24 protein-coding genes, 1 tRNA gene, 1 pseudogene and 1 riboswitch are annotated in these 25,808 nt (G+C 61.3%); of the genes and pseudogenes, 14 read left to right on the top strand and 12 right to left on the bottom strand.

What is annotated here, in order from left to right:
* Positions 1-36: 36 nt before the first annotated feature.
* The gene (locus J5278_RS16755) at positions 37-1,128 is read right to left on the bottom strand and encodes a 2'-deoxycytidine 5'-triphosphate deaminase (RefSeq protein ID WP_209182765.1); all 1,092 of its coding nucleotides are present in this window, start codon (positions 1,126-1,128) and stop codon (positions 37-39) included.
* A 108-nt stretch (positions 1,129-1,236) separates the two neighbouring features.
* A riboswitch (SAM riboswitch) is annotated at positions 1,237-1,315 on the top strand.
* 46 nt (positions 1,316-1,361) lie between these two features.
* On the opposite strand from J5278_RS16755, the gene J5278_RS16760 reads away from it, so the two are divergent.
* Both J5278_RS16760 and apaG read left to right on the top strand, forming a co-directional pair.
* Complete coding sequence (locus tag J5278_RS16760) at positions 1,362-2,546, top strand: O-succinylhomoserine sulfhydrylase (RefSeq protein WP_209182764.1); 1,185 nt, start codon at positions 1,362-1,364, stop codon at positions 2,544-2,546.
* 201 nt (positions 2,547-2,747) lie between these two features.
* The gene (gene apaG / locus J5278_RS16765) at positions 2,748-3,140 is read left to right on the top strand and encodes a Co2+/Mg2+ efflux protein ApaG (protein WP_209182763.1); all 393 of its coding nucleotides are present in this window, start codon (positions 2,748-2,750) and stop codon (positions 3,138-3,140) included.
* A gap of 28 nt (positions 3,141-3,168) precedes the next feature.
* Here the strand turns inward: apaG and J5278_RS16770 are convergent, their stop codons facing one another.
* From J5278_RS16770 to J5278_RS16780, 3 genes are all read right to left on the bottom strand, one after another.
* On the bottom strand, positions 3,169-4,161 hold the full coding sequence (locus tag J5278_RS16770; protein WP_209182762.1) for an Hsp33 family molecular chaperone: 993 nt from the start codon (positions 4,159-4,161) through the stop codon (positions 3,169-3,171).
* Positions 4,162-4,231: 70 nt separating this feature from the next.
* Entirely contained in the window at positions 4,232-5,149 is a 918-nt protein-coding gene (gene argF / locus J5278_RS16775) for an ornithine carbamoyltransferase (protein WP_209182761.1), read from the bottom strand.
* 69 nt (positions 5,150-5,218) lie between these two features.
* Positions 5,219-6,418 (bottom strand): aspartate aminotransferase family protein, encoded by a 1,200-nt coding sequence (locus J5278_RS16780; RefSeq protein WP_209182760.1) that lies wholly within the window; start codon positions 6,416-6,418, stop codon positions 5,219-5,221.
* 436 nt (positions 6,419-6,854) lie between these two features.
* On the opposite strand from J5278_RS16780, the gene J5278_RS16785 reads away from it, so the two are divergent.
* On the top strand, positions 6,855-7,382 hold the full coding sequence (locus J5278_RS16785) for a GcrA family cell cycle regulator (RefSeq protein WP_142823938.1): 528 nt from the start codon (positions 6,855-6,857) through the stop codon (positions 7,380-7,382).
* A gap of 76 nt (positions 7,383-7,458) precedes the next feature.
* Here J5278_RS16785 and J5278_RS16790 read toward each other — a convergent pair whose 3' ends face one another.
* Positions 7,459-7,866 (bottom strand): DUF2000 family protein, encoded by a 408-nt coding sequence (locus J5278_RS16790; protein WP_209182759.1) that lies wholly within the window; start codon positions 7,864-7,866, stop codon positions 7,459-7,461.
* 13 nt (positions 7,867-7,879) lie between these two features.
* Between J5278_RS16790 and J5278_RS16795 the strand changes: the two genes are divergently transcribed.
* The gene (locus tag J5278_RS16795) at positions 7,880-8,758 is read left to right on the top strand and encodes an AraC family transcriptional regulator (protein WP_247748965.1); all 879 of its coding nucleotides are present in this window, start codon (positions 7,880-7,882) and stop codon (positions 8,756-8,758) included.
* 70 nt (positions 8,759-8,828) lie between these two features.
* On the opposite strand, the gene phoB is transcribed toward J5278_RS16795, so the two are convergent.
* The 3 genes from phoB to phoR form a co-directional block, all read right to left on the bottom strand.
* Entirely contained in the window at positions 8,829-9,512 is a 684-nt protein-coding gene (gene phoB / locus J5278_RS16800; protein ID WP_111216600.1) for a phosphate regulon transcriptional regulator PhoB, read from the bottom strand.
* Positions 9,513-9,544: 32 nt separating this feature from the next.
* Positions 9,545-10,258 (bottom strand): phosphate signaling complex protein PhoU, encoded by a 714-nt coding sequence (phoU, locus tag J5278_RS16805; protein ID WP_111216598.1) that lies wholly within the window; start codon positions 10,256-10,258, stop codon positions 9,545-9,547.
* A gap of 201 nt (positions 10,259-10,459) precedes the next feature.
* Positions 10,460-11,674, bottom strand: a complete 1,215-nt coding sequence (gene phoR / locus J5278_RS16810; RefSeq protein ID WP_374108244.1) for a phosphate regulon sensor histidine kinase PhoR — start codon at positions 11,672-11,674, stop codon at positions 10,460-10,462.
* A gap of 275 nt (positions 11,675-11,949) precedes the next feature.
* On the opposite strand from phoR, the gene ppk2 (J5278_RS16815) reads away from it, so the two are divergent.
* Entirely contained in the window at positions 11,950-12,831 is an 882-nt protein-coding gene (gene ppk2 / locus J5278_RS16815) for a polyphosphate kinase 2 (protein WP_209182757.1), read from the top strand.
* 16 nt (positions 12,832-12,847) lie between these two features.
* On the opposite strand, the gene J5278_RS16820 is transcribed toward ppk2 (J5278_RS16815), so the two are convergent.
* The gene (locus J5278_RS16820; protein ID WP_209182756.1) at positions 12,848-14,194 is read right to left on the bottom strand and encodes a hypothetical protein; all 1,347 of its coding nucleotides are present in this window, start codon (positions 14,192-14,194) and stop codon (positions 12,848-12,850) included.
* Positions 14,195-14,485: 291 nt separating this feature from the next.
* Between J5278_RS16820 and J5278_RS16825 the strand changes: the two genes are divergently transcribed.
* From J5278_RS16825 to J5278_RS16835, 3 genes are all read left to right on the top strand, one after another.
* Positions 14,486-15,442, top strand: coding sequence for a nitronate monooxygenase family protein (locus J5278_RS16825; protein ID WP_209182755.1), 957 nt, complete (start codon positions 14,486-14,488; stop codon positions 15,440-15,442).
* 109 nt (positions 15,443-15,551) lie between these two features.
* Positions 15,552-15,627: transfer RNA gene (locus tag J5278_RS16830), tRNA-Thr, on the top strand.
* Positions 15,628-15,768: 141 nt separating this feature from the next.
* A complete protein-coding gene (locus J5278_RS16835) occupies positions 15,769-16,209 on the top strand; it encodes a hypothetical protein (protein ID WP_219258290.1) in 441 nt (146 codons plus the stop codon).
* 169 nt (positions 16,210-16,378) lie between these two features.
* Here J5278_RS16835 and J5278_RS16840 read toward each other — a convergent pair whose 3' ends face one another.
* Together J5278_RS16840 and J5278_RS16845 are read right to left on the bottom strand one after the other, a co-directional pair.
* Positions 16,379-17,590 carry a hypothetical protein gene (locus J5278_RS16840; RefSeq protein ID WP_209182753.1) on the bottom strand — a complete coding sequence of 404 codons (1,212 nt, stop codon included), beginning with the start codon at positions 17,588-17,590 and terminating at the stop codon, positions 16,379-16,381.
* Positions 17,591-17,875: 285 nt separating this feature from the next.
* Positions 17,876-19,469, bottom strand: a pseudogene (locus J5278_RS16845) (inorganic phosphate transporter).
* A gap of 188 nt (positions 19,470-19,657) precedes the next feature.
* Between J5278_RS16845 and ppk2 (J5278_RS16850) the strand changes: the two are divergent.
* Complete coding sequence (gene ppk2, locus J5278_RS16850; RefSeq protein WP_209182752.1) at positions 19,658-20,569, top strand: polyphosphate kinase 2; 912 nt, start codon at positions 19,658-19,660, stop codon at positions 20,567-20,569.
* A gap of 71 nt (positions 20,570-20,640) precedes the next feature.
* Here the strand turns inward: ppk2 (J5278_RS16850) and J5278_RS16855 are convergent, their stop codons facing one another.
* A complete protein-coding gene (locus tag J5278_RS16855) occupies positions 20,641-21,000 on the bottom strand; it encodes a hypothetical protein (RefSeq protein WP_209182751.1) in 360 nt (119 codons plus the stop codon).
* Positions 21,001-21,432: 432 nt separating this feature from the next.
* Here J5278_RS16855 and J5278_RS16860 point away from each other — a divergent pair, with 432 nt between their 5' ends.
* The 5 genes from J5278_RS16860 to J5278_RS16880 all read left to right on the top strand — a co-directional run bounded on the left by J5278_RS16860 (position 21,433) and on the right by J5278_RS16880 (position 25,734).
* Positions 21,433-22,341, top strand: a complete 909-nt coding sequence (locus tag J5278_RS16860; protein ID WP_142823928.1) for an ABC transporter substrate-binding protein — start codon at positions 21,433-21,435, stop codon at positions 22,339-22,341.
* 73 nt (positions 22,342-22,414) lie between these two features.
* Positions 22,415-23,581 (top strand): ABC transporter permease, encoded by a 1,167-nt coding sequence (locus J5278_RS16865; protein WP_209182750.1) that lies wholly within the window; start codon positions 22,415-22,417, stop codon positions 23,579-23,581.
* Positions 23,582-23,607: 26 nt separating this feature from the next.
* Complete coding sequence (locus J5278_RS16870; RefSeq protein ID WP_209182847.1) at positions 23,608-24,546, top strand: ABC transporter ATP-binding protein; 939 nt, start codon at positions 23,608-23,610, stop codon at positions 24,544-24,546.
* Positions 24,543-25,292, top strand: coding sequence for an ABC transporter permease (locus J5278_RS16875; RefSeq protein WP_209182749.1), 750 nt, complete (start codon positions 24,543-24,545; stop codon positions 25,290-25,292). Before J5278_RS16870 ends, J5278_RS16875 begins: the two co-directional genes overlap by 4 nt.
* 46 nt (positions 25,293-25,338) lie before the next feature.
* Complete coding sequence (locus J5278_RS16880; protein ID WP_142823924.1) at positions 25,339-25,734, top strand: VOC family protein; 396 nt, start codon at positions 25,339-25,341, stop codon at positions 25,732-25,734.
* Positions 25,735-25,808: the final 74 nt, after the last annotated feature.

Genomic DNA, 25,808 nt, shown 5'->3' on the forward strand with positions numbered 1-25,808 from the left:
GGCTGTCAAGATGGAATGGCCGGTCGGGATTGCTGGTTACAAGCGGAAATGCTTGGAGAGTTTCAGGCCCTGCGCCTGATAGTTGGAGCCGGCGCCGGTGCCGTAGAGGCTGGCCGGGAGTTCCAGCATGTGCTCGTAGACGAGGCGGCCGACGACCTGGCCGTCCTCGAGGATGAACGGCACCTCGTGGCTGCGGACTTCGAGCACCGCCCGGCTGCCGCGCCCGCCGGCCGGCGCATGGCCGAAGCCGGGATCGAAGAAGCCGGCATAGTGGACGCGGAATTCGCCGACCAGCGGGTCGTAGGGGGTCATCTCGGCGGCATAGTCCGGCGGCACATGCACCGCCTCGCGCGAAACGAGGATGTAGAATTCGTCCGGGTCGAGGATGAGTTCGGTGCGGCCTCGGCTGTAGAGCGGTTCCCAGAAGTCGAAGATGTCGTGCTGGGCCTTCTTGTCGACGTCGACGACAGCCGTGTGGTGCTTGCCGCGATAGCCGATCAGGCCGTCCCGGTCGCCGGTGAGATCGATCGACAGAGCAATGCCGCCGCCTGTGACGTTCGGCTTCTTGCTGGCGACCAGCGTCTCGGTCTCGTGCAGCGCCAGCAGTTCCGGCTCGGACAGCATCGCATGGCCGATCCGGAAGCGGATCTGCGACAGGCGCGAGCCGCGGCGCACGACGATCGGGAAGGTACGCGGCGAGATTTCGAGGTAGAGTGGGCCGGAATAACCGGCCGGTATCTTGTCAAACTCCTGGGCGTAGTCGGTGATGACGCGGGTGAAGATGTCGAGGCGGCCGGTCGAGCTCTTCGGGTTGGCCGAGGCCGACATGTCCTGGGGAAGGTCAAGTTGCTCCATCAGCGGCACGATATAAACGCAACCGGTCTCGAGGACGGCGCTTTCGGTCAGGTCGATGACGTGAAGGCTGAGCCTGTCGAGCTTGTCGGAGACGAGGTTCGCTGGGCCAGGCATGAAGCTGGCGCGGACGCGAAAGGCCTTGGCCCCGAGCCTGAGATCGAGGCTCGCCGGTTGGATCTGATCGAAGTCGAGATCCTTCTCCGTCTTCAGCCGGCCGACCTCGAAGAGGGCGGCAATGGCGCGATCCGCCAAGATTCCAGTGTCGCGAGCCATCTGCTCAATCCTTGTCTTGTCGCAGACAAAACCATATACGGGCCTTGTTTTGCCGCAGACAAAACCAAATGCAGGGAATTGACGCAAGCGGCCAACGGAAGTATTGCAGTCTTATCCCGTGGTGATTTGGCCGGTCGGCTTGCAGCCACGTTAAATAAGTAGCTAAAAAGACCGGGTTGAAAACCGGTCTGCTTGTGCGACCGGTTTTTTTGTATCACGAAGGTGGTGATGGCATGACCAAGACTTGGCGCCCCGCAACGCAACTCGTTCACGGCGGCACGCTGCGCTCGCAGTTCGGCGAGACATCCGAAGCAATCTATCTGACACAGGGCTTCGTCTACGACACCTCGGAAGCGGCCGAAGCCCGCTTCAAGGGCGAGACCGAGGGCTTTATCTACGCCCGCTACGGCAGCCCGACCAACGACATGTTCGAAAAGCGCATGTGCATGCTCGAAGGTGCCGAGGAGGCACGCTCGACGGCTTCAGGCATGGCCGCCGTTTCAGCCGCCATTCTCTGCCAGGTGAAAGCCGGCGACCATATCGTGGCCGCCCGCGCGCTGTTCGGCTCCTGCCGCTGGGTCGTCGAGACGCTGGCGCCGCGCTACGGCATCGAATGCACGCTGGTCGACGGTCGCGATCTCGCCAACTGGGAAAAGGCCATCCGGCCGAACACCAAGGTGTTGTTCCTGGAAAGCCCGACAAACCCAACCCTCGAGGTGGTGGACATTGCCGGCGTCGCCAGGCTTGCCAACCAGATCGGCGCCAAGGTCGTGGTCGACAACGTCTTTGCGACACCGCTTTTCCAGAAGCCGTTGGAACTCGGTGCCCATATCGTCGTCTACTCGGCCACCAAGCACATCGACGGCCAGGGCCGCTCGCTCGGCGGCGTCATCCTGTCGGACAAGGCCTGGGTCGATGAGCACCTGCAGGATTATTACCGCCACACCGGCCCTGCCATGTCGCCGTTCACCGCCTGGACGCTGCTGAAGGGCATCGAGACCCTGCCGCTGCGCGTCAAGCAGCAGACCGAAAATGCCAGCCGTATCGCCGACTTCCTCGCCGACCAGAGCAAGGTCGCCAAGGTCATCTATCCCGGTCGCAAGGACCATCCGCAGGCCGATATCATTGCCAAGCAGATGACCGGCGGCTCGACGCTGGTCTGCCTGGAGCTGAAGGGCGGCAAGGAGGCGGCCTTCGCGCTGCAGAACGCGCTGGATATCATCACGATCTCCAACAATCTCGGCGATGCCAAGAGCCTGATCACCCATCCGGCAACCACCACCCACAAGAACCTCACTGACGAGGCTCGCGCCGAACTCGGCATCTCGCCGGGCACGGTGCGCTTCTCGGCCGGCATCGAGGACACCGACGACCTGATCGAGGATTTTGCCCAGGCGCTGGCAAAGGTATCGGCCTGATCGCATGTCTTGCAACGCTGCCCGGCCCAGGCGGGCAGCGCCTTCTGCGCATTGCGCCGAAAGCTATTAACTGAAGATATTACCCTTAATATTCAAAAGGCCGCATCAGCCTTCCCATTTGGGCACATATTCACCTTCGCTTCCTTGACCGAGGTTGAAGCCTATAGGATATCGTAACCAAATTCATTCAAGGTGGCTGGGATGTACCGCGCCCTTACACGAGATATCGAAGTGATCGTCGAGCCGTTCTATCTGGAGGAGCAATCCGACCCGGAAGACAGCCGCTATGTCTGGGGTTATCGGATCGTCATTTCCAACCACTCGGCCACTGCGGTGCGGCTGATCACGCGCTACTGGCACATCACAGACCAGAACGGACAGGTCGACGAAGTCACCGGTCCCGGCGTCGTTGGAGAGCAGCCGCAGCTCAATCCGGGCGACACCTACGAATACTCCTCCGGCTGCCCGCTCGACACGCCCTCCGGCATGATGTTCGGCCATTACTCGATGGAGAACGACGAGGGCGAGACGTTCGAAGTCGATATCCCCGCCTTCTCGCTGGATTCGCCGGGCCTGATGCGGACGCTGAACTGACGCCGTCCGAAGACGGCGCCGGCATCACTCAGCTCTTTGCCAGGATCTCGGCCGCCTCGTAGCGGTAGGTGGTCGAGCAGAACTCGCAGGTCACCGAAATCAGCCCGTCTTCCTCGCTCTCGGCCATTTCCTGGGCGGAGAACCCCTGCAGCACGCCCTTGATCTTGTCGCGCGAGCAGCTGCAGCGATCGAAGACCGCCTGAGGCGCGTAGACCCGCGCACCGCGTTCGTGGAACAGCCGGTAAAGCAGCCGCTCGGTGCCAACCAGCGGATCGGTCAGCTCGTCGGCATCCACCGTTTCCAGCAGCGAACGGGCCTCGGCCCAGGCATCGTCGTCGGTGTGGTCGACCGCGTTCTCGTCGCCGTCGCCGCCATGCAGGTCCGGCAGGCGCATGCGCTCCGGTGCATCGGGCAGGAACTGGGCAATGACGCCGCCGGCCCGCCAGCGATGGCGCGGCTTGCCGGCCTCGTCGCGGTCGAACAGTTCGGCAGCACCCAGGCGCACGCGGGTCGGGATCTGCTCCGACTGGCGGAAATAGACCCCGGCGATATCCTCCAGCGACGAGCCGTCGAGCGGCACGATGCCCTGATAGGGCTGCGAATATTGCCCCTGGTCGATGGTGAAGGCGAGGATGCCCTTGCCGAGCAGCTGCTCCGGCTCGGTCTGGCCGGCCTTGACCGCTGCGGCCAATGCCTCCTCGTCGTAGCGGGCGTAGGCGCGGACATTTTCAGGCGTCGAGAAATCGGCCACCAGCAGGTCGACCGGGCCATCGCCCTTGGTCTGCACGGTGAACTTGCCCTCGAACTTCAGCGACGTGCCGAGCAGCACCGTTAGCACGATGGTTTCGGCCAGCAGCCGGGCCACGGGGGCCGGATAATGGTGGCGCTCCAGGATGGTGTCGAGCATCGGGCCGAGCTGGACGGCACGGCCGCGCACATCCAGGCTCTCCACCTGGAACGGCACAACGTGATCGTCGCCGGCATAACCGAACTCTCCCAGCGCTGCTGCACTGTCTGCCATGGGTCTACTCCTTGCTGCCGGGCGGATCGCGCCACGGCAGCCACCGTTTGCAACGGCGGCTTGGTTGATCTCAGATCGCGCCCAGGCACCACGCAAGAATGGACTTCTGCGCATGGAGACGGTTTTCCGCCTCGTCGAACACAACGGATTGCGGGCCGTCGATCACGTCATCCGTCACCTCCTCGCCGCGATGGGCAGGCAGGCAATGCATGAACAACGCATCCTTTCCGGCCTCTGCCATCAGAGCGGCATTGACCTGGTAGGGCTGGAAGACGTTGTGACCACGGGCCCGGTGCTCCTGGTTCATGGAAACCCAGGTATCGGTCACCACGCAATCGGCGCCATTAACCGCACGTTCGGCTTCATGGGTGAGCATGACTTCGGCGCCCTGATTGCGGGCCCAGTTCAAATAGTGATCGCTCGGCTCCGAGCCAAGGGGCACCGCCATATTCATGCGATAGCCGAACCGGGCCGAGCCCTCAATCAGCGAATGCAGCACGTTGTTGCCATCGCCCGTCCAGGCGACCGTCTTGCCCTTGATCGGGCCGCGATGCTCCTCGAAGGTCATTATATCGGCCATCACCTGGCAGGGATGGGTATCGTCCGTGAGCGCGTTGATGACGGGCACGGTGGCGTGCTCGGCCATCTCAAGCATGCGCGAATGCTGGGTGGTGCGGATCATGATGGCATCGACATAGCGCGACAGCACCTTGGCGGTGTCGCCGATGGTCTCGGCCCGGCCAAGCTGCATTTCGGTGCCGGACAGAAACAGCGTTTCGCCGCCGAGCTGGCGCATGCCGACATCGAAGGAGACGCGGGTGCGGGTCGAGGGTTTTTCGAAGATCATCGCCAGCATCTTGCCTTCCAGCGGCCGGCCGGCAGTGCCGTCCTTGGTCGCCTTCTTGCGAAGGATGGCGTCGTCGAGGATCTTGCGCAGGTCGCCCGACGCAACAGTCGAGAGGTCGAGGAAGTGTTTCGGGGAGGCCATGTCTAGCTTTGCTCCAAAAATGAAAACGCCCGTGGCGGGCACGAAGCCCGGAACCCACGGACGTAGAATTCAAGCCGATTTGCGGGATTTCTGGGCGCGCAATGCTTCTGCGGCACGCTCGATGCGGGCGAGACCTTCGCGGGCGTCTTCGGCAGTGGCGATGAGAGGCGGCAGCAGGCGAATGACGTTGTCGCCGGCGGGAACCCCCAGCAGGTGTTCGGCACGGATGGCATGCAGCAGTTCGCCAGCCGGGATCGCCGCCTTGATACCGAGCAGCAGCCCCTGGCCGCGCACCTCTTCGATGATGTCGGGATAACGGTCCTTGAGCGATGCCAGCCCTTGGCGGAAGACCAGGGAGACGTCGTTGACATGCTGCAGGAAGCCTTCAGCCAGGATGACGTCCAGCACCGCGCCGCCGACGGCCATCGCCAGCGGATTGCCGCCATAGGTCGAGCCGTGGGATCCCGCCTTCATGCCGGAGGCGGCTTCTGCGGTGGCGAGGCACGCACCGAGCGGAAAGCCGCCACCGATGCCCTTCGCCACGGCCATTATGTCAGGCGTGATGCCAGACCATTCGTGGGAGAAGAATTTGCCGGAGCGACCGACGCCGGACTGGACCTCGTCGAGGATCAGCAGCAGGCCGTGCTCGTCGCAGAGTTCGCGAAGCGAACGCATGAACTCCTTGGCAACCGGGCGAACGCCGCCCTCGCCCTGCACCGGCTCGATGAGGATCGCTGCAGTGGCATCCGAGATCGCCGCCTTGACGGCCTCGAGGTCGCCGAACGGAACCTGATCGAAGCCGGGGGCCTTCGGGCCGAAGCCTTCGAGGTATTTTTCCTGGCCGCCGGCAGCGATCGTCGCCAGGGTCCGGCCGTGGAAGGCGCCTTCGAAGGTGATGATGTGGAATTTTTCCGGATGGCCCTTCGAATACTGGTAGCGGCGTGCCGTCTTGATGGCGCATTCGAGCGCCTCGGCACCGGAATTGGTGAAAAACACCTTGTCGGCGAAGGTCGCGTCGGTCAGCCGCCTGGCAAGCATTTCCTGGCCCGGGACCTCATAGAGGTTCGACAGGTGCCAGACTTTTTCAGCCTGCGTCTTCAGCGCTTCGACAAGGTGCGGATGTCCATGACCGAGCGACGACACGGCGACGCCGGCGCCGAAGTCCAGATAGCGCTCGCCCGTTTCCGTGATCAGCCATACGCCCTCGCCTCGCTCGAACCGCAGGGGCGCGCGCATATAGGTGTCGTAGAGTGGCGCGGCTTCGGCCATGGCGCAATTCCTTCGATCGATCAGGACGTGACGGCTGTTGTCCTGCAACGCCGCCGTCGGCAATGAAAAATGCCGCCTTGCGGCGGCCTGGGCACTATTGTCGTTCCGCGGAACCATGTCAACAAACAGTGGATTAGTCAACGAATAGTTGATTTTAACCTTGCGGCAAAAGCCATATCGTGAGGGTCTGGAGAAGGGCACTAAGGCTATTGCAGAAATACCACAGTAGGCAGCAAGTTGGGGAAAACTTGGAAATCGATTCCCCGCGATTCCCGCGACTCTTGTCACGGAGTCAGCCTCACACTAGGTTAAATCTTGATTACTAGACTGCAATGCGGCGGACCTAGTCACCACAATTTAAGAGCGTTTTGTGCCTCGATAGCATTCGAGGCAATGGCGAAGGATTCCGCCATCATGAACGCAGTCGGAGACAAGCATGAATTGGACGGACGAGCGCGTCGAAAGGCTCACGAAATTATGGGCCGAAGGATTGAGCGCCAGCCAGATCGCGGCGCAGCTCGGCGGCGTCAGCCGTAACGCTGTCATCGGCAAGGTGCATCGACTTTGCCTGCCAGGCCGAGCAAAGGCCGGCGGCACATCGTCCACGGCGCGCTCCACCAAGCGTAACGTCGCTCCGGCCCGGCCAACTACCTTTGGCGCCCGCCCTGCCGCTCCGCGCTCGACGGTTCGTGCCGAAGGCGCAACGATGGTCAAGGAAGATGCCGAGCTAGACGCAACGGCACCCGTGCAGTTCCGCCCATCCTCGAATGCCATCGCGCCGGTCGCCCGCCGCATTGGTCTGACGGACCTGACGGAACGCACCTGCAAGTGGCCGGTCGGCGACCCACTGAAGGACGACTTTCACTTCTGCGGTCATGAATCGCCAGATCAGTCTCCCTACTGCACATACCACCAGAAGTTGGCGTACCAGCCAGTTCACGAGCGCCGCCGCGCCGCCCGCTAAGCCGGGTAAAAACGACAACAAAGAACGGGCCGCGAGGCCCGTTTTGCGTTTCAGGTTTTGATGGCCCAGAAACGTGTCAGGGATGCAAACTCGCACCTTTGACGATCTTGTCCACGATCTTCTTTTCGGCCCGCAGCGCCATGCCGACCAGCCTGGCGGTATCGGGACCGAACTCGAGGAATACAGCCCGGTTGGCGGCATCGTGACCTGTCGCGAACATTTCTTCGATATAGGCCGATACTCGCGCCTGGCGTTCCAGCGCGCGCTTGTGGATAGTCCTTAGCACGTCCTGATCCGCCACAAGCACGACCATCGGCTGAACGCTCATGGGATTGTAGACATGGCCGAGAGCATCCCGGTATGTTTCGCCGATGATTTCCGGCGACTGGGCAGTGATCCCGCTCACAAGGAAGGCCGTGACGTTGAGCTTCTGCCAGGTAGCGAGGTCATGGCGGATGACAATCGCGATTTTGGTATCGAACATGTACAAGAACTCCATGGAAGGCATCGAAAGAACCGATCGAATAGCGCCTGCCCATGCCCTCGGTCTTGAACGTTCGTGCAAGAGCGGTTTTCGCGACGGATTGAGCATCGCCGCCTCCAGCCACGGCATCGAGCGCATGGAAGCGCGCTTCCACGGCAACGGCTTTTCGCCGCACCGACATGACACATATGCACTGGGTCTGACCCTCCGTGGTGTCCAGACGTTCCGCTATCGCGGCGCGGAGCGCTTCAGCCGTCCCGGCAACGTGATCGTGCTGCATCCCGATGAAGTCCACGATGGCGCGGCAGGCACCGACGACGGACTGATTTACCGGATGCTCTATTTGCCGCCCGCGCTGGTCGGCCTCCTCGAGGCGGGCAATCGGGCCCTGCCGTTCGTCCGCGATCCCGTCGTGACTGACGCTGGCCTATTGTCTGCGCTGGCGGACGTCCTTTCGGATCTCGACCATGCGCCGAACGATCTGGCGATGGACGACGCGGTTGCGCGGCTGACGGCGGGACTCTTCCAACAGGCCGACGACCCGAGGAAAGCACCCACGAGAATCGATCGTCCAGCTGTTCTGCTGGCGCGTGATTTTTTGACCGAACATTGCGAGGAGGGTGTCAGTTCCGAAACGTTGGAGGCGATCAGCGGTCTGGACCGTTACGAACTGTCGCGGCAGTTCCGGCGAGCCTTCGGCACCAGTCCGCACCGTTATCTCGTCATGCGCCGCCTTGACCGAGCCAAGCGCCTGCTAGGTGCCGGCTATGGCCTTGCCGGAGCCGCGGCAGAAGCGGGGTTTGCCGATCAGGCACATTTTACCCGCCATTTCCGGGCCGCCTTCGGTATGACCCCGGGCAGATGGCTGGCAATGCATGATTGCCAACCCTAGTAGTGTCAGCCCGCTAAATGCACTGACTGGATGGCACCGGCACCAGATCATCGGCGCCTGCACTCCAGCCTCAGACTTCCATGGAATAGCCGGCGCCGCGCACGGTGCGGATGACGTCCTGCATGTTGGAGAAGTTCAGGGCCTTGCGCAGTCGGCCGACATGCACGTCGACGGTGCGTTCGTCGACGTAGATGTCATGGCCCCAGACGCCGTCGAGCAGCTGCGAGCGGGAAAACACACGGCTTGGCGATGCCATCAGGAATTCCAGCAGCCGGAATTCTGTCGGGCCGAGGCGGACCTCGCGGCTCTTGCGATGAACCCGGTGCGTCTCGCGGTCGAGTTCGATGTCGCCGCAGCGAAGCACGCTGGACAGCACTTCCGGGCGGGCGCGGCGCAGCATGGCGCGGACGCGGGCCATCAGTTCCGGCGTCGAGAACGGCTTGACGACATAGTCGTCTGCGCCGGTGGAAAGACCCCGGACGCGCTCGCTCTCTTCGCCACGCGCCGTCAGCATGATGATCGGCAGACGTTCGGTCTCCGGCTTCATGCGCAGGCGGCGGCAAAGTTCGATGCCGGACACACCCGGCAGCATCCAGTCGAGGATCAGGAGATCCGGAATGCGCTCCTGCAAGCGCATCTCGGCTTCATCGCCCCTCAGGATCGTATCGACTTCGAAACCTTCTGCTTCAAGGTTATAGCGCAGCAGCACGCTCAGCGCTTCTTCATCTTCTACGACGGCAACTCTCGGAACCATGGGGCCCGCTCTCCTTCAAAAACCCTTCAGGCCTATTCCGTCATGGCGCCGACGGTGTTGGCAGTATCGTCCTTCGGGCGGTCGCCCTCGGGCAATGCACCGGTCGCCATGTAGAAAATCGTCTCGGCGATGTTGGTGGCGTGGTCGCCGATGCGCTCGATGTTCTTGGCGCAGAACAGCAGATGCGTGCAGGTGGTGATGTTGCGCGGATCTTCCATCATGTAGGTCAGCATCTCGCGGAACAGCGAGGTGTACATCGCGTCGATTTCCTCGTCGCGCTCGCGGATGGAGACCGCCTTGTCAGGCGAGCGGGTCGTGTAGACGTCGAGAACTTCCTTCAACTGGACGAGCGCCAGCTCGGACAGATGCTCGATGCCGCGCGCCAGGCTGCGCGGTACGCCGGTGCCCTGCACGGCGATAACGCGCTTGGCCGTGTTCTTGCCGAGGTCGCCGACGCGTTCCAGATCGGCGGCGATCCGGATCGAGCCCATGATTTCGCGCAGGTCAGCAGCCATCGGCTGGCGGCGGGCAATCGTCAGGATCGCCTTGTCGCCGACTTCGCGCTCGGCATGATCGAGGATCGTATCGTCGGAGATGACCTTCTGAGCCAGCCCGACATCGCCATTGACCAGCGCGCGGACGGATTCACCGACCATCTGCTCGGCAAGGCCGCCCATCTCGGAGATGCGCCGCGTCAGGAATTTCAAATCTTCGTCGTAGGCGGAATGAATGTGTGTCGAAACCATTTTCTATCCTCAATTGAAAGGCGTCACGGAACGTAGGTCTGCTCGGCGCGGCGACGGCAACGCGTTTCGCCTTTTCGAGGCCCTTTTTGATATCGGCCTAATGCTCGCCCTTTTATGTCAGGCCAATGAAACAATTATGACAATCGAAATCATTGAATTAATTCAATTTTCACAGCCCCGAACAAAGCGCCACCAGGTTATTCAGAAGCGTACCGTGAAATCCGTGCCGCGGCCGACTTCGGATTTGACGATCAGCCTGGCCCGGTGACGGGTTAGGATGTGCTTGACGATGGCGAGCCCGAGGCCTGTGCCCTTCTTGGACCGGCTGTTTTCGACGCTGACGCGATAAAACCGCTCGGTCAGGCGCGGCACGTGTTCGGCCGGAATGCCGCCGCCGCTATCGGACACGGTGACCTCCACAGGCTCGCCGGGCTTGTTGCGCAACGTCACGTCGACGCGCTTGCCCTCCTGACCGTACTTGCAGGCGTTCTCGATCAGGTTTTCGAACACCTGCACCAGCTCGTCGCGATCACCGGTCACCTCCGCCTTGCCTGATGGCATATGCAGGTTGATAGTAACATCGAGATCCATCGCCAGCGGCACCAGCGCATCGCGCACATGGCCAAGCAGCGGCACGAGATCGACCTTCTGGTCCGGCGCCAGATGGGACTTCAACTCGAGCCGCGACAGCGACAGGAGATCGTCGACCAGCCGGCTCATGCGGGTCGCCTGATCGAACATGATCGCCAGAAAGCGCTCCTGCGCCTTGGGATCGTTGCGCGCTGGCCCCTGGATGGTCTCGATGAAGCCGCGCAGCGAGGCCAATGGCGTGCGCAACTCATGGCTGGCGTTGGCGACGAAATCCGACCGCATGCGGTCGATATGACGCAACTCCGAGACATCGCGGAACGACAGCAGGAAGAATGTCTGGTTGCCGAGATCGGAGAGCGCCAGCTCGACAGGCGCAATCCGCACGATGAAGACACGCTCCGACGGCAGACGCTCGGAATGCTCGATCTGGTTGGGCACGCCGGTGGCAATCGTTTCCCGCACCATGTCGAGAATGCCGGGCGAGCGCAGCTTTGCCGACAGGTGGGCGCCAATCGGGAACAGGTCGAGCGCCCGCTCTGCAGCAGGGTTCTGATAGAACACCGACGCCTCGCGATCCAGCACCAGAACTGGCATGTCGAGACCAGCCAGGCCTGCGGTCATCGGCCTCAGGACTGCCGCCAGATCTACCGGCGCCGGCTCGACTTTCGCCGGCTGCGCCCTGCGCGCCACCAGGGGTGCGCGCAGCAGGGCAACGGCAACCACGACCAGCAGCACGGCGAGGATGGCCACCACGTCGGTACCCTCCGCCATGGCCAGCAAGGCAACCAGCACGGCCAGAATCAGGATCGCTCTTTCCTGCCTCAAGCGCTGCCCGAGCCGATTTAAAATTGATGTATTCTCTTCCAACGCCGCCGGTCCGATTCTACGTCCACACGTCTAAGACTCGGACTGATATAGCAAATTCATGACAGAAGTTTTCAGCACTATCCACAGTCGTGGAACCGTTGGGCTCCCTCGCCAGTCATAGTCGGCGGAAGGCTTGAAATGACACGGTAAATATGTGTCTTCTGAGCCGGTTTATAATTTTTACAAACTGAGCCCCTAATGGCAAATACAGGCCAAGGGCCCGAGGAGGATCTATGGGAGACGAAGTCGAAAGCCGTGTGGTCGAGCTGGGGCTGCACGGCAAACGGCGTATCTTCGACGTCGACGACCCCGTTCTGCCCGACTGGGTTGCAGACAAGGCGCTGTCGTCCGGCCACTTTCCTTATAAGAAAAAGCTGAAAAGCAGCGAATACATGGACGATCTGAAAGCGCTTCAGATCGAACTCGTGAAGGTACAGTTCTGGCTGCAGGCGACGGGCAAGCGGATCATGGCGATTTTCGAAGGCAGGGATGCTGCCGGCAAGGGCGGTGCGATCTTTGCGACCTCCGCCCACATGAACCCACGCCTCGCGCGGGTCGTGGCACTCAGCAAGCCGAACGACCGCGAAGCCGGACAATGGTATTTCCAGCGTTACGTGGACCAATTCCCGACATCGGGCGAATTCGTCCTGTTCGACCGCTCCTGGTACAACCGCGCCGGGGTCGAGCCGGTGATGGGGTTTTGCACGCCGGAGCAGTACGAGCAGTTCCTTCACCAGGCGCCGCAGATGGAGAAAATCGTCGAGCATGAGGGCATCATGTTCTTCAAGTTCTACCTCGACATCGGCCGGGAAATGCAGCTGAAACGCTTTCACGACCGGCGCCACGATCCGCGCAAGGTCTGGAAGCTGTCATCCATGGATATCGCCGCCCTCGACAAGTGGGACGACTACAGCGAAAAGCGCGACCGGATGCTGAAGGAAACCCACACGGACTATTCGCCGTGGACCGTTCTCCACGCCAACGACAAGCGTCGCGCCCGTCTCAACCTGATCCGGCACATACTTTCGACGCTGGACTATCCCGGCAAGGATAACGACGCTATCGGCGAAATCGATGGGAAGATCCTCGGCTCGGGACCGGGTTTTCTCAAATGATGACTAAGAGTGCGCCTCAGGGCGCCTCGTTTCCAGGAAGCACGCGGATGGCGTAGATATTGACGCCGGTCGACTTGCCGTCGACATCCGTATTGAATACGAGATTGCCGGAAGCATCAGCCGGCAGCGGCTTGTTGAAACGCAGCTGGAACAGCGCATCGGACTTCTGGCGCGTCACATCGAACCGGTGCCGGCCGCAACCGCCATAGGTACCGAAACTGCATTCGACGGTAATCTGTGTCGGTGCATCCGAGATCGCCTGCAGCGTCATGGCAACCGTTGCCGGCTTGCCTGAGAGCTTCTGCAAGGTAGCCGATGGAACGGGGATCGCGACATTGCCGGTCGTGTCGGGCGACTGCGAGGTCAGACGGACTGTCGGACCTTCATTTTCCGAGGCGTTTTCGATCTTCGCCTGTATGCCGCTGACAGCCTTTGCGGCATCGGTCGGCCCGAAGATCTGTATCCAGTCGGCCGAGAACCGGTCCTGCGGATCGATCGTCGCCAGCCCGGCATTGCTGCCGGAGTCGAGATCGGCGTTGTTGTCGTTGGCATCTTCGCCTTCGGGGGTGATCTGTGCTGGCTGGTTGCGAACGCTGGTATCACGCTGCGCTGCTGTCAGCAGCACGCCCGAGGTTTTTACCCACCAGGCACCGATGCCGAGAAAGGCAACGACGATGCAAAACACCAGCAGGCGGGAAAAGAACTTGCGCGGCTTGCGACGGCTGACCGCCCGCTCCGGCTTGAAATCCATACTGCGCGACGGCGCCGCCATCGCCGACTCCTCGTAGGCGCCGGGTTCGGCTGCCAGGTGATCGCCGGGACCGGCATGGATGCCGCCGAGGTCACCTTCGTCCGAGTGACCGGAAGAAGACGTATCGGCACCGCGCGTCTCGCCGCGCAACTCCATTCCGGGCTCCATGCGTCCCGGCTGCTGTGTCGCCTCGGGCCGCACTGCGGCGCCGAGCGGTGGCGCTGCGGCTGGGGAAATCGGCGCAGGCCGGGGAGCTGCCATGGACGCGGGAGTGGACTGGGCAGCGACCGGCCGTGAAGCCGGCTGCACCACCGGCCTTGCAGGCTCCGGCACAGGCTCGGAGGGTCGCGGGGCAGCCGGGATGGGCTCGGCAGCCGGCTGTACAACGGCAGCCTCGCGAAGTCTCGCCCGTTCCTCGCCCTCGATCGCACGGATGGTCAGCTCCAGACGCTGGCGCTGGGCGGCAACCGTTTCGACGTCGGTTATGTCCTGCTTGCGCAGGCCGGCTTCCAGCGCCTGGCGGGCAGACTGGTAAACGCGAGCCCGGACCTCGGGGTTGTCGCGCTCGGATCGCTCCAGGGCGCTTCTGATGGCCGTTTCTAATCCGCTCACATCCGGTCCTTCACTCTGACTGGCGACGCCATGCAATCCTGACAAATGACTGGCAGGAATCGGTAATGCCCTGTCCGGCGATACGCAAGGGTCGGCACAATGCAGATGCCATTAGACCGGGGATAAGACAGGTTACCACGGTATTTGCTCAAAGATAGCGGCGCTTCAGCCATCATCAAGGGCGGTGGCAGCATCGCCGCCCTGATCGGAAAGCGACTTTTCCCGCTGATCCGAACCTGATAGCAAACACGTGGCGCATTTATCGGCGCCAGTGAGCACAGGAGCTTGCCAATGGCGCTTCCACCGATCCTGACGCGCGGCCTGCGCCTGCCGGTCGTGGCATCGCCGCTTTTCATCATTTCCCACCCGACGATGACACTTGCGCAGTGCAAGGCAGGCGTCGTCGGCAGCTTTCCGGCCCTCAATGCCCGCCCGGAAAGTCTTCTGGACGAATGGCTGGCTGAAATCACCGAGACGCTGGCTGCACACGACGCTGCCCATCCCGATCAGCTAGCCGCGCCCTACGCCGTCAACCAGATCGTCCATAAGTCCAACCGGCGGCTGGAGCACGACCTCTCGCTCTGCGTGAAATACAAGACACCCATCGTCATCTCATCGCTGGGGGCGGTGCCGGAGGTCAATGCGGCCGTCCACTCCTATGGCGGCATCGTGCTCCACGATGTCACGACCCTGCGCCACGCCCGCTCGGCGATCGCCAAGGGCGCGGATGGCCTGATCGCGGTGGCAGCGGGTGCCGGCGGCCACGCGGGGTCGCTGTCGCCCTTTGCGCTCATCCAGGAAATCCGGCAATGGTTTAACGGCCCGCTGCTTCTCGCCGGCGCCATCTCGACAGGCGGCGGCATTCTCGCGGCCGAGGCGATGGGCGCCGACATGGCCTATATCGGCTCGCCTTTCATCGCGACCGAGGAGGCCCGGGCGAGCAGCACCTACAAGCAGGCAATTGTCGATGGCAAAGCGGCCGACATCGTCACCTCCAGCTACTTTACCGGGGTCAGCGGCAACTATCTAAAAGCCTCGATCCTCGCCGCCGGGCTTGATCCCGACAACCTGCCCGGGGATGCCGCGACAATGGACTTCGAACAGGCAAGCTCGGGCGCCAAGGCCTGGAAGGACATCTGGGGATCGGGACAAGGCATCGGCGCAATCGATGCCGTCGTCCCCGTGCGGGATCTCGTCGACCGTCTGGAGCGGGAATACCGGCAGGCGCGCGCCCGACTGCTACGGTGAAACGGCCTGTGACGGTTTTTTGGCGATCTGCCAACAGAGCGCTTGAAATCTCGTTCCAGAGACTGTATCAGCCGCATGCACATCGAAGGCTGTCCCAGACGCCGCGATTGCCGCTTTAGCTCAGGTGGTAGAGCACATCATTCGTAATGATGGGGTCAGAGGTTCGAGTCCTCTAAGCGGCACCATTTTCTCAGTCTTTAAAACTATACAAAGATCGTTCACCCATGCATTTCGTTGAAGGCGTCCAAGCCCCGGTCGGGAGCTGGCTTGCGGACATATGCTGCCCTGCATGCGGCCATCGGAATGTGATGCTGGGATTTTCCCGAGTGCCGGATCTTCAGTGGTCCTACGGCGAGAGCAGCGGTTCGCAGCCGGGAGCCGTCATCTATTATGCCGGACTTCGACAGTGCCCCAACCCTGAGTGCCATGCTGTCATCTCGGCGTTTTCGGACAGCGAGGGAGGCCGTTCCGTTCACCGGCCGGAAGTCCTTGTGTTCTCCGGGAACACTCTTCCGCCCAGCCTCATGGGGACAATCGAGGAGGCGGTCCAGTGTCATGCGGTGGGGCTTTACGTGGCCTCGGCAGTGCTGGTCCGCCACATGCTCGAGCATCTCTGCAACGATATCGGCGCCGACGGCGAAGGCCTGCAGAGCCGCATCGCTGCCCTCAACACATTCACGCCCATGAACGGCGAGCACCCGGGCATAGCGGGCGGCGCCCGCATCGTGATCAACGACGACGCGGAGATACAAGCGCGGGAGACCTAAAGCGTCAGCTCCGAAGAAAGCGAGCTCGCCATCTATCTGGCAAGGCAGCTTTTGCGGGCAGTCTACCAGTACGGCAGCCTCCGGTCGCGACTGATGGCACTCAGGACCGCTCCCGGGATGGGGTGATTAAGCAGACCGGCTCCGATCAGGCATGATCGCCAGCCGCCGTTCAAGCCAGCTCGAACTGCGGGAAGGATTTGCGATCAATGTGGTAGATCGCGAGATAGTCGTTTTCCCTGAAGAAATCCGGGTCCTGCGCGTAGGCAAAGGCATTTGCCCACCGCACGGGATTGATTTCGCGGTGAACCCTGCCGACCATGGCAGCCGGCTTGAACTCGAGCGAATGGGCGATCCCTTCCACCGGGACGAACGAGAAGCCGCCGTGCAGCCCCATGTAGAACTGGTAGGTGATGTGATCGTAGAGGTTATGGGCAAACCTTTCGACGAATTGCAGGCTGGTGTCCCACTCCATCCAGTTCAGAAATCCGGAAACGCTTCCGGCTGCGTAGACCGGAATATCCCACCACCAGCTATAGAATCCCCAGTTGCGCGATATCGCCTGGATATCGGCGTGTTCTGCATGCGGCGATAGCGCCATCGACGAGGCGTGCATGATGTTGCGTTCAGCCGCGTGTTTTTGCGTCAGCAATCCGGCATACCAACGGGCCTGCGAAACGACCTGCTCCGCCGCCGCCGTCCATCCGGTCGGCCGGAGAATGAAGGTCTCGGCATCGACGCAGAGGATGTAGTCGTAGGACTTGTGAACCAGCGAGAGAGCGAGAAACTTCTTAACCGTCGGCCACGTCTTGCGATCGGCGACGACAGAGATTGCGCCGCCGGTAAAATGATCGTCGAGGACGATCGCATGGTAATAAAGGGACGCCGATGGCTGGTGCATCGTTGCAAAAGCCCGACGGTCAGCATCGGTCGAGAACACAAAGACGATGTCGTAGTCGGAACCGACGCTCTGGTAGAGAAGGTTGATGCCATACATGAAATAGGCGTCGTGGATGGGAACGACGAGTGCTGTCCGGTTCAAAGGCCGTGCGATTTCTCCGCAGTCCTGCAGATAGTGGGTTTCTCCTGTACCGCCGAGGCGAAACCGTCCTTCCATCGTATACTTGCCGTCGTTCTCGCTTATGCGATCGAACCGGGTGGAAACAGCACCGTCCTGATTGAGAAACTCGACAGCGCCCGCCTTCACTCTCCAGGCGTTCTCGTTTGGGTGCGAGTAGTCCTGCAGATGGCCGCCGGATCGCAGGGTAAGCCTTGGCGAGACCACCGCTTTCGTATCAAGGTTGCCGAAACTCCAAGCCCTGTTCTTCATCAGAATTTCGAGGGAAAAATCGTCGAACTGATGCGCCATGGTCTGTTCCTGCATTTAACGGAAATCTCCGGCACCGACGAAAAGATGGGTAGGACACCCATCTGGCGGAAGCCGTCTGCAGCGAAAACTTTTGGCGATGGACGCGCAACGTCCAATACCTCTCCGCCTCCCCGCAATACCCGCAGGAATAGAGATGCGACCTTGTCCGGGCCTGATGGTTCGGGGTGGTGGCGCCTGTCGCGCGGCTGAGTGCGAGACGACGAGATTGCAGCGACGGTCGCAATACGAAGCCATCGAGCGGATGCGGGCGCCGTCTGCGGCCCCGCATCCGCTCTCGGATCAGAAGACCTGGCGCAGGATCACGTAGAGGACGAAAGCGATGGCGATCGAGGCTGGCAGGGTGAGAACCCAGGCGGTCAGCATGTTGCGGATGGTCGACCATTGCAGGCCAGAGCCGTTGGCCGCCATAGTTCCTGCGACCCCGGACGAGAGCACGTGGGTGGTGGAAACCGGCAGGCCGAAATGGTCGGCGGCGCCGATGGTGATCATCGCCACGACTTCGGCAGCGCCACCCTGGCCGTAGGTCAGGTGCGTCTTGCCGATCTTTTCGCCGACGGTGATGACGATGCGTTTCCAGCCGATCATGGTGCCGAGCCCGAGTGCCAGCGCAACGGCTACCTTGACCCAGGTCGGGATGAACTTCGTCGCGTTGTCGACGGCCTTGTGATAGCCGGTGACAGCGGCAAGGTCTTTCGCATCCATCGCCAGAAGCTTCTGCTTGTCGATGAGCTTCAGCGCTTCGCCGATCAGATAGATGTCGTTGCGGACGTTGCCGACCATGTTCGGAGGCACGGCTTCGAGGGTCGGAAAGGCAGCGACTTCCTGGCTGGTGATGTGGATATATTGCTGCAGCGCCGGTGTGGTCGCGTCGGTCCATGTCTTTGTCTTGACCGCATCCGATACAGCGGCCTTCGCATCGGCGACAACGATGCCCGGCTTGACATACTTGCCGAGCGCGGTCTCGACCTGTGCAGAGGCGGACTTGTAGGCTTCGAGATAATTGACGTCCGGGGTCCGGTTGAGCGCAAAGGCGGTCGGCACGAGACCGATCAGGATGAGCATGATCAGGCCCATGCCTTTCTGGCCATCGTTGGAGCCGTGCGCAAAGCTGACACCGGTGCACGTGAAGATCAGCAGGCCGCGGATCCATAGCGGCGGAGGACCGTTGGTCTTCGGCTCCTCGTAGAGCGCCTTGTTCTTGATAAAGACCTTCATGACCAGAAGCAGGATGGCGGAGAAACCGAAGCCGATCAGCGGCGAGATCAACAACGAAAGGCCGATGTTGGTTGCCTGCGACCAGTCGACGCCGCTTGTGGCGCTGCCGGCGGGCGCGAGGAACTGGTTGGCCAAGCCAACGCCGATGATCGAGCCGACCAGCGTATGGGAACTCGACGACGGGGAGGCCGAGATACCAGGTCCCGAGGTTCCAGACGATGGCGGCGATCAACAGCGCGAAGACCATGGCGAGACCCGAACCGGAGCCGACCTGCAGGATCAGTTCTACCGGAAGCAGGGCCAAGATGCCGAAAGCCACGGCACCCGACGAGGTGAGAACGCCGAGGAAATTGAAGAAACCGGACCAGATGACAGCGAATTCGGCAGGCATCGAGCGCGTATAGATGACAGTCGCCACCGCATTTGCCGTGTCGTGGAAGCCGTTGACGAATTCAAATCCGAGAGCAATCAGAAGCGCAAGGCCGAGGAGTATCCACGGAACAGCGGAGGCGGAGGTGAGATCACGGTCCAACGCATAAGCGATATAGCCAAGTCCGCCGAGAAGCACGAGAACGAGAAGGGGTACGAACCACTTGCCGGAGCCCCCGGTTTTATCCAGCGGGTGGCCGATCCCGGCGTTGCTCCGCTCAGCGCTCATATCGACCATTTTATCGCTCCCTCATCCAAACTTATCAATTGTTAATAAAATGGCTCTGTGAAGGTCTGGTGACATCCCGGCCATTTGCAGGCGCCGGGACGGGAAACGATGGCTGCGGGATGCCGGTTTGTCACATTCCTGTCGCCAACTCCTGCTCCTGTCTGTGTGCAAAACGAAGGAACGCACCAATGTCCGATCAGGAAGACCAGCTTCGCCGCATCAAGGATGAAATTGCCGACAGCTTCGACGAAGAGCTGGAGATGCAGATGGAGGAAGACCGGCTCGACGAGCTCGTCGCCGAAGGCATGGTCGAGCCGGCGGAAGCAACGCTCGAGCGCAAGGTCTATTTCCGGGAGCTGTTCCGGCTGCAGCACGAACTGGTCCGGCTGCAGGACTGGGTTCAGTACAAGAAGCTGAAGGTTGCGGTCATCTTCGAAGGGCGCGATTCTGCCGGCAAGGGCGGCGCCATCAAGCGCGTCACGCAGCGGTTAAACCCGCGCGTCTGCCGCACGGTCGCCCTTCCTGCTCCGACCGAGCGCGAGCGCAATCAATGGTACTTCCAGCGCTATGTCGCGCATCTGCCGACGGCCGGCGAAATGGTGCTGTTCGACCGCAGCTGGTATAACCGGGCCGGCGTAGAGCGCGTCATGGGCTTTTGTACGGAAGACGAACTGGAGGAATTTTTCCGATCCGTGCCCGAATTCGAGCGCATGCTGGTCCGCTCGGGCATCATCCTCATCAAATACTGGTTCTCGATCACCGACGAGGAGCAGGAATTCCGGTTCAAGATGCGCATCCACGATCCGCTGAAGCAATGGAAGCTTTCGCCGATGGACATGGAAAGCCGCATCCACTGGGAAGAATATACAAAGGCCAAGGAAGACATGCTGGCGCGCACCCACAGCGATGCGGCGCCTTGGTGGGTCGTACAGGCCGTGGACAAGAAAAGGGCGCGCCTAAACTGCATCGCCCATCTCCTGAAGCAGATTCTTTACGAGGATGTGCCAAAGGCAGAAGTGGAACTGCCCGGCCGTATCCGCCACGAAGACTACAGTCGTTCGCCGGTGCCCCCGGAAATGTACGTGCCGGAAATCTACTGAGGACTTACGCAGCAAGTTCCAGATAGTGCCCTTCACCGGGCGCCATCTGGAACAGCAGATGCGCGAGTAGCTCAGGCTTCAGGGCTGGATTCAGCCGCTGCAGGCTTGCGCCTCGCCCGGACGCGCTTTGGCGCAGGCTCGGCCTTGTCCTTGGTCGCGATCGACGGAGCGACGCTTACTTCATGGGTTTCTTCGGAATCCTCAGGCGTTACCTGGTCCAGGCGATGCTTGATAGCCAGCGCATAGATTGTGTTCAGTACATTGCCATCGCGCAGATCGGGGTCGCTCAGGGCAAGCAACGAAGCACGCACGATCTTCTTGCTGCTGGTCTTGCCGCATTCCTTTTGTACGAATTCATAGAGGGCCTTGTCGCTGAGACCAGCGGTCGCGCCATCAACCAATGCATGATAGATTTTTTTCTTCTCGCCCAATTTTTCAGCTCTCCGACTGCGCGTTTTAAAGTGCAGAACCAATAAAAAATTACTTCTGAGCTACCTTTCGTCATTCTACTGTCACAAACAACCCCATTTCGCGGCAGAAAAATCGGCTAAAATCACTGGTTAAGGCGCCGGCGGCACGCTTGCAACTTTGGCGTCTATTGAAACCATGACGCGACGTTGCTTGCACGTTTGGTAAAAACAACGCCGCGCGGACTAAAATTCAGCATGAATTTCCACGCCTTTACCGCAGCATCGGCGATAATGCCTGGCTGGTCGCAATTGGCAGGCGAGTCCTATCGATATTTCGTAGACAAGCGCTAATTCATCGCAACTGACTATCGGACGAAATGACGGCCAGTAACGCATGTGCCATCCGGTCAGCGTTGGGGGCGTGACAGAGATCATTGGGGTAAAGGGAACACCATGCTGAAAACACTTACCGTCGCCGCCTCGCTTGCGGCCTTCATCGCTACTGGCGCCAGTGCCGCAGATGTCGTCGTCTCGTCGAAGATCGACACCGAGGGCACGCTGCTCGGCAACATCATCCTGTTGTCGCTGAACGCTGCCGGAATAAAGGCGCAGGACCGCATCGCGCTCGGCACCACGCCGGTTCTGCGCAAGGCGATCACATCGGGCGAAATCGATATCTATGCCGAATACACCGGCAATGCCGGCTTTTTCTTCAACAAGGCGGATGACGCGGCCTGGAAGAGCAGCGACGCTGGCTACGCTCTTGCCAAGAAGCTCGACTACGACGCCAACAAGATCGTCTGGCTGACACCCTCGCCTGCCAATAACACCTGGGCGGTGGCCGTGCGCAACGACGTGGCGGGCCCCAACAAGCTGAAGACCATGTCGGATTTCGGCAAGTGGATCTCGGGTGGCGGCAAGGTAAAGCTGGCGGCATCTTCCGAGTTCGTCAATTCGGCCGCAGCGCTTCCAGCCTTCCAGACGACCTACGGCTTCAAGATCAGCCCTGACCAGACGATCGTTCTCTCCGGAGGCGATACAGCGGCCACCATCAAGGCTGCCGCCGACCAGACCAATGGCGTCAACACCGCCATGGTCTATGGCACGGACGGCGCTATCGAAGCTGCCGAACTGACCGTCATGGAAGACGACAAGGGCGTACAACCGGTCTATGCACCGACGCCCATTATCCGCGAGGCAGTCTTGAAGGCCAACCCGAAGATCGAAGAAGTGCTGGCCCCGATCTTCAAGAGCCTGACGGCCGAGGAACTGCGGACCCTCAACGGCCGGATCCAGGTAGACGGCGAGCCGGCCAAGGCCGTTGCCCAGTCCTACCTGAAGGACAAGGGCTTCCTGAAGTAAGCAACCGACATTTTCCTATGGCCCCGCCCATTGTGCGGGGCCATAGTTCGTTTTCGACGACTGGAGCCGGTGGATGGATGATGGGTACAGGGTCCGTGGAGCGGACCGTCTCGGCATTGTACTTGTAACCGTCGGCCTTCTGGCAACGGCAACGATGCCGCTTATCATTGCCAAAGCCAACCGGATTGCTGCCGGCAAGCCGCTGGCCCTGACCCAGCTTCTCGGCCAACCCGTTGTGCTGGCTCTCATGGCATTGCTGCTGGCCACCGGAATTGCAGCCGTCTTTGTCCGGAATGCACCCCTGCGCCTTGCCATCGCGACACTCTGCCTTGCCACCTTGCTGCTTGCCATCGGCCTTGTGTCGACTGCTTCCACGCCTAATGGCAGCGCGTCCGCTCGCATCACGCCCGGCGGCACGTTCTGGGTGCTTCTCGCCGTTGTTGGGCTGGTTATTTCGGACGCGCTGGTGAAGCTGCAGCTCACGCCCTGGATGCGGGTGGCATCGCTGCTGTTCTATGCGGCGCTCCTCGCGGCGTTTCTCTTTTCAGGCAGTCTCGACAGCCTGTCCATCATGAAGGAATTTGCTATTCGCTCCGAACAGTTCTGGGGCGAGGCAGTCGTTCATGTTTTTCTCGCCTTCGGTTCGGTCATCATCGCCATCCTCCTCGCCTTGCCGCTCGGCATCCTCTGCTTCTGGGTGCCGAGGCTGAGGGCAATCGTGCTGCAGGTGCTGAGCATGGTACAGACCATCCCCAGCCTCGCCCTGTTCGGGTTGCTGATGCTGCCGCTCGGCTACATCGCCACCCACGTGCCTGGCGCAGCTGACCTCGGCATCCGCGGTATAGGTGCCGCGCCGGCGCTGATCGCGCTGATCCTTTATTCCTTGCTGCCGGTTGTCGCCAATACGGTCGTTGGCCTCGAGGGAGTCGATCCAGCCGTGCGCGATGCGGCAGCAGGCATGGGACTAACGCGGCTGCAGATCCTGTTCCGCATCGACCTGCCGCTTGCCTTTCCCGTCATCCTCACCGGCATCCGCATCGTTCTGGTCCAGGCAATCGGACTGGTGACCGTGGCAGCGCTTATCGGCGGTGGCGGTTTCGGACTGTTCATCTTCCAGGGACTGGGCCAGACCGCGATGGATCTGGTGCTGCTCGGCGCCGTGCCGACCGTCTTTCTGGCATTTTCATCGGCCGTCGTTCTCGACGCCGTCATCGACACCATCCGGGGACGCCGCGCATGAATTCGACCGGGATACAGCAGGAAACGATGATCGAATTTCGCAACGTGACGAAGCGATATGGCGACGCTACTGTTGTCGACGACGTCAGCATGACGGTCACCAAGGGCTCGGTGACCGTCGTCGTCGGCACCTCCGGCTCAGGCAAATCGACACTGCTGCGGATGGTGAACCGGCTGGTGCCGATGACAAGCGGACAGATTCTGGTTGGCGGCAGGGATATCGTTACCGTGCCGGTGACCGAACTCAGGCGACGGATCGGCTACGCTATTCAAGGCCACGGTCTGTTTCCCCACCGCACGGTGGCTCAGAACATTGCGACAGTGCCGCAGTTGCTTGGCTGGGACAAGCCGCGCATCGATCGACGGGTTGAGGAACTGCTGTCGCTGTTCCGCCTGGACGCAGCGACCTTCGACGGCAAATATCCGCATCAGCTGTCCGGCGGCCAGCAGCAGCGCGTCGGCGTCGCCCGCGCTCTTGCGGCAGAACCGGAGGTGCTGCTGATGGACGAGCCGTTCGGAGCTCTCGACCCCGTCATCCGCGGCAAGGCCCAGGACGATCTCCTGGCGATCCAGAAACAATTCGGCACGACCATCATTCTTGTCACCCACGATATGGACGAAGCGTTCCATCTTGGCGACCGCATCGCAGTGATGAGCGAGGGCAAGCTGCTGCAGTGCGCCTCACCCGAGACTATTCTGACCGAGCCAGCCGACAGCTTCGTGGAGCAACTCACCGGGACTTCCGACAAGGCATTGAAGCTGATGGCCATGCTGCCGTTGAAAGTCGGCATGGAGCCGGCAAAGGCAGGTCTTGGCTTCGACCTTCCCGAGACTCTGAACTTGCGCGACGCGCTGTCGGAAATGATCTGGCAAGGGATAGACGAGGCCTCCGTCCGCGACGAGAACGAGAACCCGGTAGGCTCGATCTCGATGCAGCGGCTCTTGCAACTGGGCAAGCGCGCATGAGGCTCTTCATCGCCAACGTCTTCAGGCTTGCCGCGCTCGCGCTTTTGCTCATCCTGTTGTTCAGGACGGAGTGGCTGACCTTCCTGCTGGCGCCGCTTACCAACTACGGCGCGCCGCCGGTCTATACGCAGAACAGTCTGGCACTGCTGGCATCCAACCACCTCGAGCTTGTGGCGATCTCCATTGCCGGCAGCGCGGTGCTGGCCGTTCTAGGCGGCATATTTGTGACGCGGGCGAGCGGCGCCGATTTCCTGCCGCTGACCCGGGCCATCGCCAATGCCGGCCAGACTTTCCCGCCCGTCGCCGTGCTGGCACTGGCCGTGCCGGCCACGGGCTTCGGGATGGCGCCGACACTGATCGCGCTCTTTCTTTACGGCTTGTTGCCGATCTTCGAGAATACCGTAGCCGGGCTGCAGCAAGTACCGCCATCCCTGCTCGAGGCCGCAGACGGGATGGGCATGAGCCCGCGCCAACGGCTTTTTTCGGTCGAGCTGCCGTTGGCCATGCCTCTCATACTCGAGGGATTGAAGGTCGCTACTGTCATCAACATCGGTACGGCGACAATCGGCTCGACTGTCGCCGCCAAGGGGCTGGGCGAGGTGATCATAGCCGGACTAATTTCCGACAACACCGCCTTCATCCTGCAGGGCGGGCTGATCGTCGGGTTGATGGCCGTGTTGATCTATGATGCGATGGCGCAGGTCGAGCGGCTGTTCGCCAGACGAACTGACCAGCGTACGGCATAAGGCCTGCCGGACGCCCGCAGATTTCGGCACATCAGAGGAGAATGCCATGGCGAAGATGATTCATTCGATGATCCGCGTGCTCGACGAGGCGCGGTCGGTCGAATTCTACGAAAAGGCCTTCGGCCTCGAAGTGGCCGACCGGATTGCGTTCGAGACGTTCACGCTGGTCTATCTCAGCAATCGCGAGACCGGTTTCGAGCTGGAGCTGACAATCAACCTCCAGCGCGTCGAGCCCTATGCCATCGGCGAGGCCTATGGTCACCTGGCGGTGTCGGTCGACGACATCAAGGAGGAGCATGCACGCTTCACGGCACTTGGCCTCAATCCCGGCAAGATCACCGAGCTCAACCGCGACGGAACCTTGCTCGCGCTGTTTTTCTTCGTGACCGATCCTGACGGTTACAAGATCGAGGTACTGCAGCGCCATGGTCGGTATCAGTAAAATGAAGTGCCCCTTGGCCGACCTGTCAGGTGGCCAATGCGACAGCAGCGATTGACCCCCGGCGTGCAGTCGGC

This window comes from Rhizobium sp. B21/90 (assembly GCF_019355815.1).
Lineage (GTDB): Bacteria > Pseudomonadota > Alphaproteobacteria > Rhizobiales > Rhizobiaceae > Rhizobium > Rhizobium rhododendri.